This is a genomic window from Allokutzneria albata, from assembly GCF_900103775.1.
GTDB lineage: Bacteria > Actinomycetota > Actinomycetes > Mycobacteriales > Pseudonocardiaceae > Allokutzneria > Allokutzneria albata.
Genome location: NZ_LT629701.1, coordinates 1,843,119 through 1,857,899 on the forward strand (window position 1 = coordinate 1,843,119; position 14,781 = coordinate 1,857,899).

Here is a 14,781-nt window from a genome sequence, read left to right on the forward strand (position 1 = left end):
TCAGTCCGCCCTGCGGTCGATGAGCAGGCCGAGTCCGTCGAGGATGCGCTCGATCCCGAACTCCAGGCCCTGGTCCTGCGTGCCGGTCGCCGAGGCGGAAGCCATGGCCGAGCACACCGCCGGATAGCGTTCACCGTGCTCGCGCAGCACGCCGGCCATGATCGTCCCCGTTTCGCGCTCCGGCCGTTCGGTCGTTCCCTGCTGGGCGATCATCCGGATGTGGCCCGCGACGAGCGCGACGGCGTCCATGCGCTCACCGCCGTCGAGCCCGGTGCCCTCCATCGCGACGAGCGCCGACTCCATCCAGCCGATCTCGTTGGGCCCGAGCACCCGGGGCCCGACGGTGGCCTCGACCAGCCATCGATGCGCCTGGAAACCGGTGAGCATGCGCATCGCCCACTCGCGTAGCCGCTCTCGCCAGCCGCCCGGCACCCCGTCCAGCTCCGGCGGGGTACCGAGCGCCCTGTCGATCATCAGCGCGACCAGTTCGGCCTTGCCCGGCACGTAGCGGTAGAGCGCCATCTTGGTGGAGGACAGCTCGTCGGCGACCCGCTGCATGGACACCGCGGCCAGGCCCTCGGCGTCGGCGACGGCGGTCGCGGCGTGCACCAGCTGATCGACGGACAGGGCGGGTTTGGGGCCGCGCCGAGGCTTCTGCGGTGCTCCCCAAAGCAGCTCTACCAGCGGTTCTTGGTTCCTGCTCATAACTGCGTCTACTCTACGCAGAAGAAACTGCGTCCATCGGACGCAATTAATGGAGGTGTCGATGACCAACCGATCCGTGCTCATCTCCGGGGCGAGCGTCGCCGGACCCGCGCTGGCGTACTGGCTGGGCCGTTACGGCTTCGAGGTGACCGTCGTGGAGATCGCTCCGAGCCTGCGCGGCGGGGGCTACGCCGTCGACTTCCGCGGCCCCACCCATCTGGGCGTGCTGGAGCGGATGGGCGTGCTCGACGACCTCCGGGCCGTGCAGACCGGCGGCAGCCCGATGACCTTCGTGGACGAGCGCGACCGGACGCTGCTGCACCTGCCCGGCGAGTTCGCGGGCGGCGACGTGGAGGTCCTGCGGTCGGACCTCTCGCGCATCCTCTACGAGCGCAGCCGTGATCGGGCCGAGTACGTCTTCGGCGTCTCGATCAGGGCCCTGACCGAGACGTCCGACGGCGTGCACGTGACCTTCGCCGGCGGCACCGAGCGCGTGTTCGACCTGGTCATCGGCGCGGACGGCATCCACTCCGGGGTGCGCAGGCTGGTGTTCGGGCCGGAGTCGGAGTTCGTCAGCTTCCTCGGCTACTACGTCGCGTGCTGGGAGCTGCCCAACCGGTTCGGGGTCACCTCCGGCTCGTATGCGCACAACGCGCTCGGCCGGATGGCCAGTTTCGGTGTCGACCACCGGGATGGCACGAAGGCGGGCGCGATGGTCGTGTTCGCCTCCGCGGAGCTGGATTACGACCGGCATGACCTCGACCAGCAGAAGCGACTGATCGCCGAGGCGTACCAGGGGATGAGCTGGCGCGTTCCGGAGCTGCTCGACTCGCTGGAGCGGGCCGAGGAGCTGTACTTCGACTCGATCAGCCGCTCCGACGTGCCGAGCTGGTCGAAGGGGCGGGTGGCGCTGGTCGGCGACGCCGCGGCCGGGGCGACGCTGGGCGGCATGGGCACCGGGGCCGCGGTGGTCGCCGCGTACGTGCTGGCCGGTGAACTGTCCACATCGGATGGTGACTACCGGAGTGCCTTCCGCCGCTACGAGAACACGCTGCGCGCCTTCGCCGAAGGTTGCCAGAAAGGCGGCAACCGAACGGGGAAGTTCCTCGCCCCGCGAACGGTTTTCGGCCTCGCCGCGCGGAACCGGCTGCTGAGCACGTCAGCGCTGATGAGGCTGATGCTCAAGGTGGGCAAGGAGGTCAGCGACCGAGTGGATCTCGCGGACTACCCCCTCGCTGGTTAAGAACTTTCGCTTTGAATGCAACCGCCGGTCAGGGCTAACCTCCGGCCGCATGTCGTCCAATCGACGGAAACGCGTGATGCGCCAAGCCCTGACCGCCGGTGCGGTGGTCGCCGTGGTGAGCATGGTGCCGATCAGCCCCGCGGGTGCCGATCCCGATCCGACCACCGCGTCCGAGGCGCTCAAGCAGCTCAAGGCGCTCAACGACGAGGCCGAGAAGCTCACCGAGGACCTGCACAAGGCCGATGACGACCTCAAGGCCAAGGAAACCGAGGTCGCCAAGGCCAACGAGGAGCTGGCCAAGGCCAACGCCGCGGGCGAGCAGGCGAGGCGGCAGGAGGGCGAGCTGCGCACGCACGTCGACCAGCTGGCCAGCTCGTCGTTCCAGGGCGCGCGGATGAGCCACATCAGCGCGTTGCTGCTCAGCAAGTCACCGCGGGACCTGCTGGACCAGCTGTCCATGGTCGATCTGGTCACCGTCGAGAACAAGGTCGCGATGGACCGGCTCAACGCCACCATCGCGCAGGCGGGCGCCGCCGCACGCAAGGCCGACGAGGCCAAGGCGGGCGCGGCGAAGGCGGCCCAGGTCGCCGCCGGGATCAAGCAGAGCCTCGACGCGCGCACCCGGGAGGCCAAGGCCAAGCAGGCCAAGGCCGAACAGCACCTGGCCCGGCTCAGCCGCGCGGACCGGGACAAGCTCGGCGACACCGGCCCGGAGATCGACATCTCCGACCTGCCCGAAGGCGGGATCGGCGCGGCGGCGCTGCGCCACGCGGTCACGCAGAAGGGCAAGATGTACGGCTGGGGCCAGGTCGGGCCGGACCGGTTCGACTGCTCCGGGCTGATGGTCTGGGCCTTCCGCAAGGTCGGCGTCTCCCTGCCGCGCTCCAGCGCCGCGCAGTCGCGCGTCGGCACCGCTGTCCCCACCGGCAACCGCGCCGCGTGGCGCCCCGGCGACCTGCTGTTCTTCGCGCACCCCGGCCAGGGCGTCAGCCACGTCGCGATCTACGTCGGCGGCGGGAACCAGTTCCACGCCTCTCAGCCCGGAGAACCGCTGAAGTACGGCCCGGTGCAGAAGAACCTCGTCGGGGTCCGGCGCATCGGCACCTGACTGCCAAGATCGGCGCATGACCACGCACGAGCCCGTGTTCGGCGAGCAGTTCCTCGCGGAGCCGCACCGGCTTCTCGCTGCCGCCCGCGTTGGACGCGAACCTGCTCAACATGGACCCGCCGCAGCACACGCGCATCCGCCGCGCGGCGACCAAGGCGTTCACCGTGCGGCGCGTACAGGCACTGCGGCCGCGAGTGGTCGAATTCGCGGAGTCGTTGGCGGACAAGCTCATCTCGCCGTCGGGCCTGGTCGCCGAGTACGTGACGTCGATCCCGTCGGTCGCGTTGGCCGCACTGATCGCCCGCATGATCACGCCTGAGAACGCGCGTCAGACCACCGACACGATCGCCTGCTGTCGGAGCTGACCACGTCGGACCTCAGCGGCGACCAGATGGTGTCGCTGGCGTTCCTTCTGCTCGGTGCGGGAGTCGCGAACGTCCAGCACACGATCGCCATCGGCATCGGTCCCGCTCACCGTGCTGCTGCGGCGTTTCCCCGAGCTGGCCTCGGCGGTACCGGCCACGGACGTGGGCCGGCGCAGTTCCTTCCGGTCCCGCGAGATCACCGCGCTGCCGGTCATCCTCGGCCGTACCGGGGGTGACGTAGGGCCGCCGGCCGCCTCGCGCTGGGGGTCGCGACGGCTGGCCGACGGCGGTCCGGGGAGCACTCCGGGCACGCGCCGTGCTCTCGGGGGTGTGCCGCGGGCGGGGGAGCGGGAGAGCCCCGGCCCTGCGGCCCGACACGGTGCGCGCACTCTGGCGCTCAACCCGGACACCCTGCACAACGGGCCGGGGAGAACGCTTGTTCCCGCAGGTAACGCGCCTCACACGAGGGTGGGCACGGTGTTGCCGGAGCGCTCGATCGCCTTCCGCACGGGCACCAGGGAGATGAGGATGATCCCCAGGACGAAGAAGATCATCAGGGACAGGATGGCGTACCGGAACGAGCCCGTGGCCTGGCCGATCCCGGCGTAGAGCATCGGGCCGAGCCAGGAGGTGGACCGCTCGCCGATCTCGTAGAGGGAGAAGTACTGCGCCTCGCGGCCGGGCGGAACCATCTGGCTGAACAGCGACCGGGACAGCGCGTTGGTGCCGCCGAGCACGAAACCGATGCCGATGGCCACGCCGAAGAACTGGAACATCTCCCCGGCCTCGACGAAGAAGGCCGCGGCCAGCACCACGATCCACAGCGCCAGGCTGATCATGATGGTGCGCTTCGCGCCGATCGCCCGCGCCGCCATGCCGTGCACGACGCCGCCGACGAAGGCGATGAACTGGGTCAGCAGGATCGTGGCGATGAGGATGTCCTGGTCGAGCTTCAGTTCGAGCTTGCCGTACTGGCCGGCCACGTTGGCCACGGTGGAGATGCCGTCGGTGTAGATCAGGTAGGCGCCGAGGAAGGCCAGCGTCAGCGGGAACGCCCGCGCCGCGCGGATGGTGGAGCGCAGCTCGCGGAAGCCGTCGACGAGGACGCTGGAACCGGGATCGCGCTTGGCGGGCGCGCGGTGCCGCTTGAGCCTGCTCAGCGGGACCAGGGTGAAGCCCGCCCACCACAGGCCGGTGATCACGAAGCAGAACTGGACCGCGGTGCCCTGCTCCAGGCCGACCTGCTCGTGCATGAGGAACAGCACCAGCTGCAGCGCGAGCGCGAGCCCGCCGCCGAGGTAGCCGAAGGCCCAGCCGCGCGAGGAGACCGCGTCGCGCTCGTCCGGGTCGGCGATCTCGGGCAGGAACGCGTAGTAGACGACGATCGAGGCGCCGTAGCAGATGTTGCCCAGCACGAACAGGATCGCGCCGAGCTCCCAGTTCGACCCGGACACCAGGCCGAGGGCGAGCGTGGCCGCCGAACCCGCGAAGGCGAAGCCCGCCAGCATCCTGCGCTTGTTCTGCGCGCGGTCGGCGATGGCGCCGCTGATCGGCAGCACCAGCACCTGCACCACCGTCGCGATGGACAGCAGGTAGCCCCACAGCGAGCCCGCGGGGAACTGCAGCCCGAACGCCACGATGTCGCAGTTGCGCAGGGTGTCGTCGTTGGGGCACGGGTTGGGCCCGTTGAGCGCTGTGTCGGCCTGCGCGGCGGACTGCGCCACGGTGGTCAGGTAGATCGACAGGAACACGGTCGACACCGACGTGGGGAAGACCGAGTTGGCCCAGTCGTACCAGATCCAGCCCCGTTGCTCGCGCTTGCGCGCGACCGGATCGGGGTCGGCGACCGTGGCGGTCTCGTGCTCCGTGCTCATCTGCTGGCCCTCCCGCCCGAGTGATCCACAACACCCGGCACGCGGACTGTACTGGGCCGGGTGCGCGGCGTCGCGGCCCCGGGTCGAGTCGACTGCCGATCGCGACGCACCCGTTTCCCGCCCCTCGATCGCGGGACTCCGGTGGTGGGGTCCGCCGGGCCCGCTTACGGTCCCCGGATATGTTCTTCCTGCGGCTGTTAGCGCTGGTAGTGCTGCTCGGCGTGACCTGGTCGGGCGCGGCGTCCGCCGATCCGAGCGCGACCGACTGGCAGCGGCTGCGGATGTGCGAGTCGACCGACCGCTACGAGACCGACACCGGAAACGGGTACTACGGTGCCTACCAGTTCGACCTGCCGACCTGGCGCAGCGTCGGCGGCGTCGGGCTGCCGCACCAGGCGTCCAAGGCCGAGCAGGACTTCCGCGCGCTCTACCTCTACCGCATGCGTGGCTGGCAGCCCTGGGAGTGCGCGGGCAAGCTCGGCCTGCGCGATGACCGCGACGCCGGGACCAAGCGGCGGCCCAGCTACGCCGAGTCCGCCTACATCGGCAACCAGCTCGCCTTCCCGCCCTGGCCGGGCAAGGTCTTCGACTACGGCGACTGCGATCCCGCGCTGCGCACGTGGCAGCTGCGGATGAACACCTTCGGCTACAGCTTCCAGGGCTCGGGCTGCTACTTCGCCGAGACCAAGGAGGCGGTGCTGGCGCTGCAGCGGGCCAACGGCATCAAGGACTCCGGGTTGCTCGGGCCGAAGACGTGGGACGCGGCGTGGACCGGAAAGCGGCCGGGATAAACACCTCGACTTCGGATAGTACGAATCCGTATAGTACGGAACCGTGACTTCTTCCGTGCTGCTCGCCCTGCACCGGGCGACCCACGCGACCGTGCACCGGCTCGCCACCGAGCTGGTCGACCTGGACCTCAGGCCCGCCGAGCTGAACGTGCTGGCCACCCTGGCCGACGGGCGCGCCCGCACCGCGTCCCGCCTCGGCGCCGACGTCGGCAGCAAACCGACGACGCTCACCGGGGTGCTGGACCGGCTGGAGCGGCGCGAGCTGATCACCCGCGGCACCAGGGTCGGCGACCGGCGCTCGGTGGTGATCAGGTTGACGCGGGCGGGCGAGGAGACCGCGGCGGTGGTCGCGAATGCAGCCAGGGAGCTGGAGCGCAGCGCGCTGAAAGGCTTGTCGGACAAGGAGATCGCGGGATTCCACGCGGTCGTCGAGGCGCTGTCGTGACGAGGTTCGGGCATCGCGAGCACGTGCACTTCACCTGGTTCGCGGTGCGGTGCTTCGGCCTTCCGGTGGCGATCGACGTCGTCAGCGACTCGATCCAGCGGACGGCCCGCTACGCCGGGGCGCCGCAGAAGTACAACGCGACGGTCAGCAGGGCGTGGGTCGAACTCGTCGCACACCACGTGGCCGAAGCGGACGCGGACGAGGACTTCGACGCGTTCCTCGCCCGCAACCCCGCGCTGATGGACAAGCGCCTGCTGCTGCGCTTCTACCGATCTGCCACCCTGGCCCGGTCGGAGGCGCGGACCGGCTGGGTGGAACCGGACCTCGCCCCGTTCCCCGCCTAGGGTCCTCGGATGACTCACGACGAGATCAGGTTCGAGCAGGACCTGGTTCGAGCACTGTTGCGGGAACAGCACCCGGACCTCGCGGACCTGGAACTGCGCGATGTCACCGGTGGCTGGGACAACCAGCAGTGGCGGCTCGGGGCGGATCTCGGCGTTCGCCTGCCGCGCACCGAAGGCGCTCCGGCCCAACTGCGCATCGAGCAGAAGTGGCTTCCCGTTCTGGCTGAGCGACTTCCGTTGCCGACACCCGTGCCGGTGCGCGTCGGCGAGCCTTCGGCCCTGTTCGGGCACACCTGGACGATCACGCGCTGGGTTGAGGGCGAGCCCGCGGACTGCACGCCCATCACCCGTGACGACGCGGCGGAAACCCTCGCGGAGTTCCTGAAGGCCCTGCATCGGCGGGCGCCGGCGGACGCCCCGGTCGACCCCACGCGCAGCATCGCGCTGGCGGACGTGCGGGAAGCGGTCATGCGCAGCGTGCGGGACGCACCCGATGCCGCGCGGGAGATCGTGGACAAGGCCACGTCGGTGCCCGTGTGGCGCGGGGCGCCGACGTGGCTGCACGGCGATCTCCATCCCGCGAACGTGACCGTGCGCGAAGGGACGCTCGCCGGAGTGATCGACTTCGGCGACATGTGCGCGGGCGATCCCGCGACCGACCTGTCAGCTGCGTGGATCTTGCTGCCCGCGGGTGCCGCGAGCCGGTTCTTCGCCGCCTACGAGGACCTGGATGAGGCGACGATCGCGCGTGCTCGTGGCTGGGCCGTCCTGCGCGCATGGGCCCTGATCGGCATCGGGCGCAACGGCAGGCTCGGTCTCCCCGGAGGAAAACCGACATGGGAACCGGCTGGCCAGGCCGCGCTCGAACGCGTCATCGCCGAGGCCTGAGACTCGTCCGTCAGGGCATCGCCCACACCTTGCGGCGGCGCAGGACGTCCCTGAGCGTGTCCGGGCGGTCGGTGACCAGGCCGTCGACGCCCATGTCCAGCAGCGCGGCCATCTCCGCGGCCGCGTCCACCGTCCAGGCGTGCACCTCCAGCCCCAACCTGTGCGCGATCCGCAGCAGTCTGTTCTCGATCACGGTCACCCGGCCGCGGCGCACCGGCAGCTGCGCGAGCTGACCGCGCACGGCCGAGCGCAGCGGCAGCACCGGCAGCCGGGCCGCGGCCCAGAGCGCGCCCGCCGACCGGCTGCCCAGCGCGGTGAGCAGCCGCTTCCCGCCGCGCAGCCGGAGCCGGGTGAGCCGCTTGTCGGCGAAGGAGGCCAGGCAGACGCGGTGCCAGGCGCCGACCCGGTGCACCACGCGCAGCACCGGGTCCACGGCGCCGTCCGCCTTCACGTCGATGTTGAAGAAGGTGTCCGGCAGCTCTTCGAGCACGTCTTCGAGCCGGCTGACCTGCTCGCGCCCGGCGATCTTGGCTTTGCCGACGTCGGCCCAGCGCTGCGCCGCGATCGCGCCGGTGCGGTCGGTCGTGCGGTCCAGCAGCGCGTCGTGGTGCACGACGACGACGCCGTCGCTGGTCGCGTGGACATCGGTCTCGATGTACTGGAACCCCTCGGCGGAGGCGCGGCGGAACGCGCTCAGGGAGTTCTCCATGCCGGCGAGGTCGTCGACGTGCCAGCCGCGGTGCGCGAACGCCCTCGGGTACGGGCCGTCGAGGTAGGGATGGGTACGGGCCACGCTTCGAGTGTGCCTGGGCGGCGTGGCGCGGGGGTGTCGGACCGGTATCCGGATAGCGTCAGCTCCCGTGCGGGCGGGTAGCGAGGGCGCCGGCTGGGGCAGACGCCCCGAGGCGCGGCACTGCGGGTGGTGCGGTCAGCGGTTGGCGGACGGCGAGGGGCGCGGCAGGCCCCGCCGGTACTGCGGGCACTCCTGCCGCCAGCGCGCGTACGAACGGCGCGCGGCCATGCAACGCGGCGGTCTGCCCGAGGACGCCGTCGTGCTCTCCGCCGCGGAGCTGGCCGATCTGCAGGACCGGTTGTTCCAGCTGCGCTGCGCGGCCGAGGACGTGGCGACCGCCGCGGAGGACGGCGCGGACAGCGGCGAGCTGCGCAGGATGGCCGCCGGACTGGTTCAGGAAGCCAAGGGCCTGGAGCGGCTGCGCTAGTTGATGGGGCTTTGGATACCTGCGGGGATGCCTGGTACCTGTATCAAGAACTGGCAACGTTGGGCCCTTGCCCACGGGTGCACGGGGCGGCGACCATGGCGCTCAGCGGCGAGGAGGCGTTAGGTGTCGGACGACGGTGCGGCGCAGTTCGCGGTGCTGCGGCACACGGACGTCGGATTTGCGGTGACCGAACGTAGTGGTCGGTTGCTGTGGGTCAACGCTGCCCTGGCGGGCATGCTCGGCATCCCCGAGGACGGGGCCGAGGGACGCTCCCTGCCCGCGCTCATGCCCGGTATCCCGGACGGCCCCCGAGCCGGTATCGCCGCACTGCTCGCGCCGTCCGCCCGCCCGCAGGGCCACCGCTGGCTCGAGGTCAGCTGCACGCAGCTGGACGACACCGACAACCTGCTCTACCGCGCGATCGACGTGACGGCGTGGCGCTCGCGCGAGCTGGAGGCGACGCAGCAGGCGCAGGCCCTGCACCGCGCGCAGATGCTCGGCCGGATGGGCAACTGGGAGTGGTACCTGCCGGACGACCGCGTGGTGTGGTCCGACGCGCTGCTGGACCTGGTCGGCCACCCGCCCGGCACGGAGCTGGACTACGCCGCCTACCTCTCGCTGATCCACGAGGACGACCGCCCGGAGTTCCAGCGGGTCGTCGAGCGCTCGCTGCGCACGGGCGACCAGTTCACCTACACGCACCGGATCAGCCGCGCCGACTGCGGTTCCGAGCTGGTCTTCGAGTGCTTCGGCGAGGTCGTCAAGGACGAGGCGGGCCGCCCGGTGCGGATGCTCGGCACCGCCCACGACGTGACGCAGTCCCACCGCCTGCACAGCGAGCTGCTCCGACTGTCCGAAGAGGACCCGTTGACCGGGTTGCCCAACCGCCGCGCGCTCACCAGGGAGCTGGAGCGCCAGCTGGCGGCGGGCTCCTCGGGCGCGTTGTTGTTGCTGGACCTGGACAACTTCAAGGACGTCAACGATCTGCGCGGGCACGCGGTCGGCGACCGGGTGATGCGGACGCTGGCCACCAAGCTCAGCGGTCAGCTCGGCCCGGGCCAGCTGCTCGGCCGTCTCGGCGGTGACGAGTTCGCCGTGGTGCTGCCCGATGTGGACACCGCGCAGGCCGCCGCCCTCGCGGAGAAACTGGCCGCGGGGATCTCCGCGCTGCCGGTGATCACCGGGGCCGCCGCGACCAGGATGACCGCGAGCACCGGCGTCGCGCCGTTCGGCGACGGGGCCGGGTGGGAGGACGTGCTGGCCAACGCCGACCTGGCGCTCTACGCCTCCAAGGCCGCGGGCCGCAACCGCGTCACGGTCTACGAGCCCGGCCACTACGCCGACACGGTCAAGCGGGTGTCCGTGCTGGACCGCCTGCGGTTCGCGCTGGACAACGACGGGTTCGCGCTGCACGCCATGCCGATGGTGCACCTGCGCACCGGCCGCATCCTCGGCTACGAACTGCTGCTGCGCCTGGAGGACGGCGACGGGCCCGCGCCCGGCCCCGCGGAGTTCCTGCCCGAGGCGGAGCGCTCCGGCCTGGTGCTGGACATCGACCGGTGGGTGCTGGACAAGGCGCTGGACACGCTGGTCAAGCACCCCGACTCGGACCTGAGGTTCAACGTCAACGTCTCCGGCCGCACCCTGGAGGACGCCGACTTCGCCAAGTTCGTGCTGGACCGGCTGATCGCCGCGGGCGTGACACCGGGGCGGCTCGGCCTGGAGATCACCGAGACCGCGGCGATGACCAACCTGGACGCCGTGCGCGACCTGGCCGAGCAGCTGCGGGCCACCGGCTGCCGGATCACCCTGGACGACTTCGGCGCGGGCTTCGGATCGTTCGTGCACCTCAAGCACCTGCCGATCACCGGCCTGAAGATCGACGGCGAGTTCGTCCGCGGTATCGACCGGGGGACCAGCGACGCCGTGCTGGTCAGCGGCATCCTGGAGATCGCCCGCGGCCTCGGGCTGTCCACGGTGGCCGAATGGGTGGAGCGGCCGTCGCAGGTCGACGCGCTGGCCCGGCTCGGCGTCCGGGTCGGTCAGGGCTTCCACCTCGGCCAGCCCACCCCCCTCGCGGACATGCTCCGCCACCGGCGCGAGCACCAGGTGCCGACGGACGCCGCGCACGGCCTGCCCAGCCGCAGGGCCGGTCGATGACCGATCCGTTCAGCGTGCGCATCGCCGTGCGCGGCTACGAACTGGACACCCAGGGGCACCTGCACGGCGCGACCTACCAGGACTACGGCGAGCACGCCCGCTGGGAGATCCTGCGCGCGGCGGGCGTTCCGCAGGAGAAGCTGCTGGCCAACGGGGTCGGGCCGGTCATGCTGGAGATCAACATCCGGTACCTGGCCGAGCTGGGCGCCGGCGACGAGGTCGACGTGACCTGCGAGTTCACCTGGGGCGCGGGCAAGACCTTCCGCATCGACCAGCGGATCGTCCGCGCGGACGGGACGGTCGCGGCGGAGATGCGCGTGATCGGCGGGCTGATGGACCTGTCACTGCGCAAGCTGGTGCCCAACCCCGCCGAGACGTTCGCGCACCTCGGCGCCGCGCCCGAGCTGCTGGGCCTCTAGCGCCTGCGGGGGAGCGGGAAGCGGTCGCCGAGGAGGTCGGCCAGCAGGTCACCGTGCTCGGCGACGCGGTCGAGGACGTCGGCCGAGGTGAAGACGAGGTCGCGCGGTTTCCGGCAGGCCTCGACCTCGTCCCAGGTCACCGGCGTGGAGACGGTGGGGCGTTCGCGGGCGCGCAGCGAGTACGGCGCGACGGTGGTCTTCGCCGTGTTGTTCTGGCTCCAGTCGATGAGCACCTTGCCGCCCCGGATCGCCTTGATCATCTTCGCGACGATCTGCTGTGGACGGTCGGCGGCCAGCCGTTCGGCCAGCTCGCGCGCGTACTCGCGGGGCCGCTCGGAATCCGGTGCCGTGATCGGCACGTAGAGCTGGAGTCCCTTGGAGCCACTGGTTTTCGGGTACGCGGGCAGGCCGTCCTCCGCGAGGGCCCCGCGCAGCAGCTCGGCGACCCTGCAACACTCCACAATGGTCGCGGGGGCGCCCGGGTCGAGGTCGAAGACCAGCAGGTCCGGATCGCGCCGGGCACCGCGCGGGCCCACAGTCCACTGTGGAATGTGCAGTTCCAGTGCGGCGAGGTTGGCCGCCCACACCAGGGTCGCGGTGTCCTGGACCACCGCGTAGTCGGCGTGCTCGGCACCGCGGCTGCTGCCCGGAGTGGACAGACGGACGGTGCGCACCCAGTCCGGCGCGTGCCGGGAGACGTTCTTCTCGAAGAACGACATCCCGTCCACACCGTCCGGATAGCGCTTGAGCGTCAGCGCGCGATCGGCGAGGTGCGGCAGCATCACCGGCGCGATCCGGGCGTAGTAGTCGATCACCTCGCCCTTGGTGAAGCCGTCCTCGGGGTAGAGCACCTTGTCCAGGTTGGACAGTTTCAGCGTCCTGCCGTCCACCCGCACCGGTGTCGCCTGACTCATGCCTCACCCACCTCGTCCGGGGACTTGTCCGGCCGCAGGCCCCGCCAGCGCGGCAGCCGCAGCCGGCCGTCGGCCGTCCAGTTCTGGAACAGGACTTCCCCGACGAGCCTCGGTTCGACCCACTTCGCGTCGCGCGCGTACTGGCGCGGCACCTCGGGGGAGAACGGGCTGCTCCGCCGGGCGAGCCCGCGCAGCCGCTCGCTCAGCGAGCGCAGCACCGCGTCGCTGAACCCGGTGCCGACCTTTCCGACGTAGCGCAGGGTCCCGTCCGGCGCGGGCACGCCGAGCAGCAGCGATCCGATCAGCCCCGCGCGTTTGCCCTCGCCCGGCTGCCACCCGCCGATGACCACTTCACGAGTTTCAAGATCAGTGATCTTGATCCAGTCCGGCGAGCGCAGACCCGGCCGGTAGCGCGAGGACCGCCGCTTCGCGACGACGCCCTCCAGCCGCTGTTCCCGCGCCGCGTGGAGCACGGCCGCGCCCGCACCGGTGTACGCGGGCGGGGTGAGCCAGTGGGCGCCGCGCAGCTCCAGCGACTCCAGCAACCGTCTGCGCTGGTCGTAGCTGAGGTCAAGGCACGAGCGGCCGTCGAGGTGGAGCAGGTCGAAGATCAGGTAGGTCACCGGCTGCCGCTCGGCGAGGCGGGCGATCTGGGCCGTGCCGGAGACGTTGATCCGCTTCTGCAGCGCGCCGAAGCTGGGCCGCCCGTCGTCGAAGACCACGACCTCGCCGTCGAGCAGCACCGTGCCGGGGAAGCGCGGCCCCAGCTCCCGCAGCTCCGGATAGGTCGCGGTGATGTCGGCGCCGCCGCGCGCCAGCAGTTGCAGCCGTCCGCCGGTGATCCGCGCGAGCGCCCGGACGCCGTCCCACTTGAACTCGTAGGAGAACTGTTCGTCCTGGTCGGGTGCGGGAAGCTGACCGCGGACCGCGAGCATCGGGGACAGCGTCTTCGGGGGCGGCACGCGCGACGGCGTCTTCTGCCCCGGCTTGTCGGAGCCGCGCCGGACCATCCAGTCCTTGCCGTCGCGGTCCCGCCGGTCACGGCGGAAGAACACGTACCGGCCCTGCGCGCGGGCGCCGTGGAAGACCACCTCGACCTCGTGCTCGGACCACTTGAGGGTGTCGTAGCGGCCGGTGTCCCAGATGGTCATCGTGCCGCCGCCGTACTCGCCCTTCGGGATCTCTCCAGAGAACGTGAGGTACTCCATCGGGTGATCCTCGGTGTGCACGGCCAGCCGGATGTCGGCCTGCTCCTCCGGCAGGCCCTTGGGCACCGCCCACGACACCAGCACCCCGTCCCGCTCCAGCCGCACGTCCCAGTGCAGCCGCCGCGCGTGGTGCTCCTGGATCACGAAGAGGTCGTTGTCCCCGCCGGTCGGCACGTCCTCGGGCATGGGCTCCGGGGTCCGCGCGGGATCGCGTTTGCGGTGGTACTCCCCGAGCTTGCCCACGGCTCAGGCGCTCTTGCTCTTGCCGCTCTTCTTGGCGGGCGCCTTCTTCGTCTTCTTGGTGGTCGTCTCCGCGCGGCTGGCCTTCGCCTGGGCGACGCTGCGCTCCAGCGCGGCCATCAGGTCGATCACCTCGCCGGAGTCCTCGTCCTCCGGCTGCGCGGGCAGCTCGGCGCCCTCGGCCTTCGCCTCGACGAGCTTGGCCATCGCGTCGCGGTAGTCGTCGGTGAACTCGCCCGGCTCGAAGGTGCCCGCCATGCTCTCGATCAGCGACTCGGCCATCTTCAGTTCCTGCGGCCGGACCTCCACCTCGCCGTCGAGGAAGCCGAAGTCGGGCCTGCGGATCTCGTCCGGCCACATCATCGTGTGCAGCACGAGCACGTCATCACGCGCGCGCACCATCGCCAGCGACTGCCGCTGGCGCATGGTGATCTTGACGACGGCCAGCCGGTCCGCCCGCTCCAGCGCGGTCCGCAACAGCACGTAGGGCCGCACGGCCGCCTTGTCCGGCTCCAGGTAGTAGCTCTTCTGGAAGAAGATCGGGTCGATCTCCTCGGTGGGCACGAACTCCACCACCTCGATGGCGCGGTCGGTGGAGATCGGCAGCTTCTCGAAGTCCTCGCGGTCCAGGACGACCATCCGGCCGTCCTCCAGCTCGTAGCCCTTGGCGATGTCGGCGTAGGCCACCTCCTCGCCGCAGACCTGGCAGACCCGCTTGTACCGGATGCGCCCGCCGTCCTCGCGGTGCACCTGGTGGAACCGGAAGTCGTGCTCCTCGGTCGCGGCGAACAGCCGTACCGCGATGGTCACCAGACCGAACGAGATCGCGCCGTGCCACATCGCCCGCATCGCCCATG

General features: G+C 71.0%; 16 protein-coding genes. 10 read left to right on the forward strand and 6 right to left on the reverse strand.

Annotated features, from left to right (window positions below; all coding sequences use genetic code 11):
• Complete coding sequence (locus BLT28_RS08145) at nucleotides 1-705, reverse strand: TetR/AcrR family transcriptional regulator (protein WP_030433042.1); 705 nt, start codon at nucleotides 703-705, stop codon at nucleotides 1-3.
• 61 nt (nucleotides 706-766) lie between these two features.
• Here BLT28_RS08145 and BLT28_RS08150 point away from each other — a divergent pair, with 61 nt between their 5' ends.
• The 3 genes from BLT28_RS08150 to BLT28_RS41290 all read left to right on the forward strand — a co-directional run bounded on the left by BLT28_RS08150 (nucleotide 767) and on the right by BLT28_RS41290 (nucleotide 3,421).
• Nucleotides 767-1,948, forward strand: coding sequence for an FAD-dependent monooxygenase (locus tag BLT28_RS08150; protein ID WP_030433043.1), 1,182 nt, complete (start codon nucleotides 767-769; stop codon nucleotides 1,946-1,948).
• A gap of 49 nt (nucleotides 1,949-1,997) precedes the next feature.
• A complete protein-coding gene (locus BLT28_RS08155; protein WP_030433044.1) occupies nucleotides 1,998-3,056 on the forward strand; it encodes an NlpC/P60 family protein in 1,059 nt (352 codons plus the stop codon).
• A gap of 110 nt (nucleotides 3,057-3,166) precedes the next feature.
• Nucleotides 3,167-3,421: a hypothetical protein gene (locus tag BLT28_RS41290; protein WP_197683994.1), complete on the forward strand. Its 255-nt coding sequence runs from the start codon at nucleotides 3,167-3,169 to the stop codon at nucleotides 3,419-3,421.
• Nucleotides 3,422-3,879: 458 nt separating this feature from the next.
• Here BLT28_RS41290 and BLT28_RS08170 read toward each other — a convergent pair whose 3' ends face one another.
• On the reverse strand, nucleotides 3,880-5,295 hold the full coding sequence (locus BLT28_RS08170; RefSeq protein WP_030433047.1) for an MFS transporter: 1,416 nt from the start codon (nucleotides 5,293-5,295) through the stop codon (nucleotides 3,880-3,882).
• 179 nt (nucleotides 5,296-5,474) lie between these two features.
• Between BLT28_RS08170 and BLT28_RS08175 the strand changes: the two genes are divergently transcribed.
• From BLT28_RS08175 to BLT28_RS08190, 4 genes are read left to right on the forward strand one after another with little or no spacing between them, the layout of a single operon-like run.
• Entirely contained in the window at nucleotides 5,475-6,086 is a 612-nt protein-coding gene (locus tag BLT28_RS08175) for a transglycosylase family protein (RefSeq protein WP_030433048.1), read from the forward strand.
• Between the two features lie 43 nt (nucleotides 6,087-6,129).
• Nucleotides 6,130-6,531: a MarR family winged helix-turn-helix transcriptional regulator gene (locus BLT28_RS08180; protein ID WP_030433049.1), complete on the forward strand. Its 402-nt coding sequence runs from the start codon at nucleotides 6,130-6,132 to the stop codon at nucleotides 6,529-6,531.
• The gene (locus BLT28_RS08185) at nucleotides 6,528-6,875 is read left to right on the forward strand and encodes a hypothetical protein (protein WP_052408090.1); all 348 of its coding nucleotides are present in this window, start codon (nucleotides 6,528-6,530) and stop codon (nucleotides 6,873-6,875) included. Before BLT28_RS08180 ends, BLT28_RS08185 begins: the two co-directional genes overlap by 4 nt.
• A gap of 9 nt (nucleotides 6,876-6,884) precedes the next feature.
• Nucleotides 6,885-7,763, forward strand: a complete 879-nt coding sequence (locus tag BLT28_RS08190) for an aminoglycoside phosphotransferase family protein (RefSeq protein WP_030433051.1) — start codon at nucleotides 6,885-6,887, stop codon at nucleotides 7,761-7,763.
• A 10-nt stretch (nucleotides 7,764-7,773) separates the two neighbouring features.
• Here the strand turns inward: BLT28_RS08190 and BLT28_RS08195 are convergent, their stop codons facing one another.
• Complete coding sequence (locus BLT28_RS08195) at nucleotides 7,774-8,556, reverse strand: glycerophosphodiester phosphodiesterase family protein (RefSeq protein ID WP_030433052.1); 783 nt, start codon at nucleotides 8,554-8,556, stop codon at nucleotides 7,774-7,776.
• 67 nt (nucleotides 8,557-8,623) lie between these two features.
• On the opposite strand from BLT28_RS08195, the gene BLT28_RS08200 reads away from it, so the two are divergent.
• The 3 genes from BLT28_RS08200 to BLT28_RS08210 all read left to right on the forward strand — a co-directional run bounded on the left by BLT28_RS08200 (nucleotide 8,624) and on the right by BLT28_RS08210 (nucleotide 11,562).
• Nucleotides 8,624-8,983 (forward strand): hypothetical protein, encoded by a 360-nt coding sequence (locus BLT28_RS08200; protein ID WP_030433053.1) that lies wholly within the window; start codon nucleotides 8,624-8,626, stop codon nucleotides 8,981-8,983.
• 123 nt (nucleotides 8,984-9,106) lie between these two features.
• Nucleotides 9,107-11,143: a putative bifunctional diguanylate cyclase/phosphodiesterase gene (locus BLT28_RS08205; protein ID WP_063766693.1), complete on the forward strand. Its 2,037-nt coding sequence runs from the start codon at nucleotides 9,107-9,109 to the stop codon at nucleotides 11,141-11,143.
• Complete coding sequence (locus BLT28_RS08210) at nucleotides 11,140-11,562, forward strand: acyl-CoA thioesterase (protein ID WP_030433055.1); 423 nt, start codon at nucleotides 11,140-11,142, stop codon at nucleotides 11,560-11,562. Before BLT28_RS08205 ends, BLT28_RS08210 begins: the two co-directional genes overlap by 4 nt.
• Here BLT28_RS08210 and ligD (BLT28_RS08215) read toward each other — a convergent pair.
• Genes ligD (BLT28_RS08215) through ku form a run of 3 tightly spaced genes read right to left on the reverse strand, consistent with a single transcriptional unit; the run spans nucleotide 11,559 to nucleotide 14,773 of the window.
• The gene (ligD, locus tag BLT28_RS08215) at nucleotides 11,559-12,476 is read right to left on the reverse strand and encodes a non-homologous end-joining DNA ligase (protein WP_030433056.1); all 918 of its coding nucleotides are present in this window, start codon (nucleotides 12,474-12,476) and stop codon (nucleotides 11,559-11,561) included. The genes BLT28_RS08210 and ligD (BLT28_RS08215) overlap by 4 nt on opposite strands.
• Nucleotides 12,473-13,927: a non-homologous end-joining DNA ligase gene (gene ligD, locus BLT28_RS08220; protein WP_030433057.1), complete on the reverse strand. Its 1,455-nt coding sequence runs from the start codon at nucleotides 13,925-13,927 to the stop codon at nucleotides 12,473-12,475. Before ligD (BLT28_RS08220) ends, ligD (BLT28_RS08215) begins: the two co-directional genes overlap by 4 nt.
• A gap of 3 nt (nucleotides 13,928-13,930) precedes the next feature.
• Nucleotides 13,931-14,773: a non-homologous end joining protein Ku gene (gene ku / locus BLT28_RS08225; protein WP_030433058.1), complete on the reverse strand. Its 843-nt coding sequence runs from the start codon at nucleotides 14,771-14,773 to the stop codon at nucleotides 13,931-13,933.
• Nucleotides 14,774-14,781: the final 8 nt, after the last annotated feature.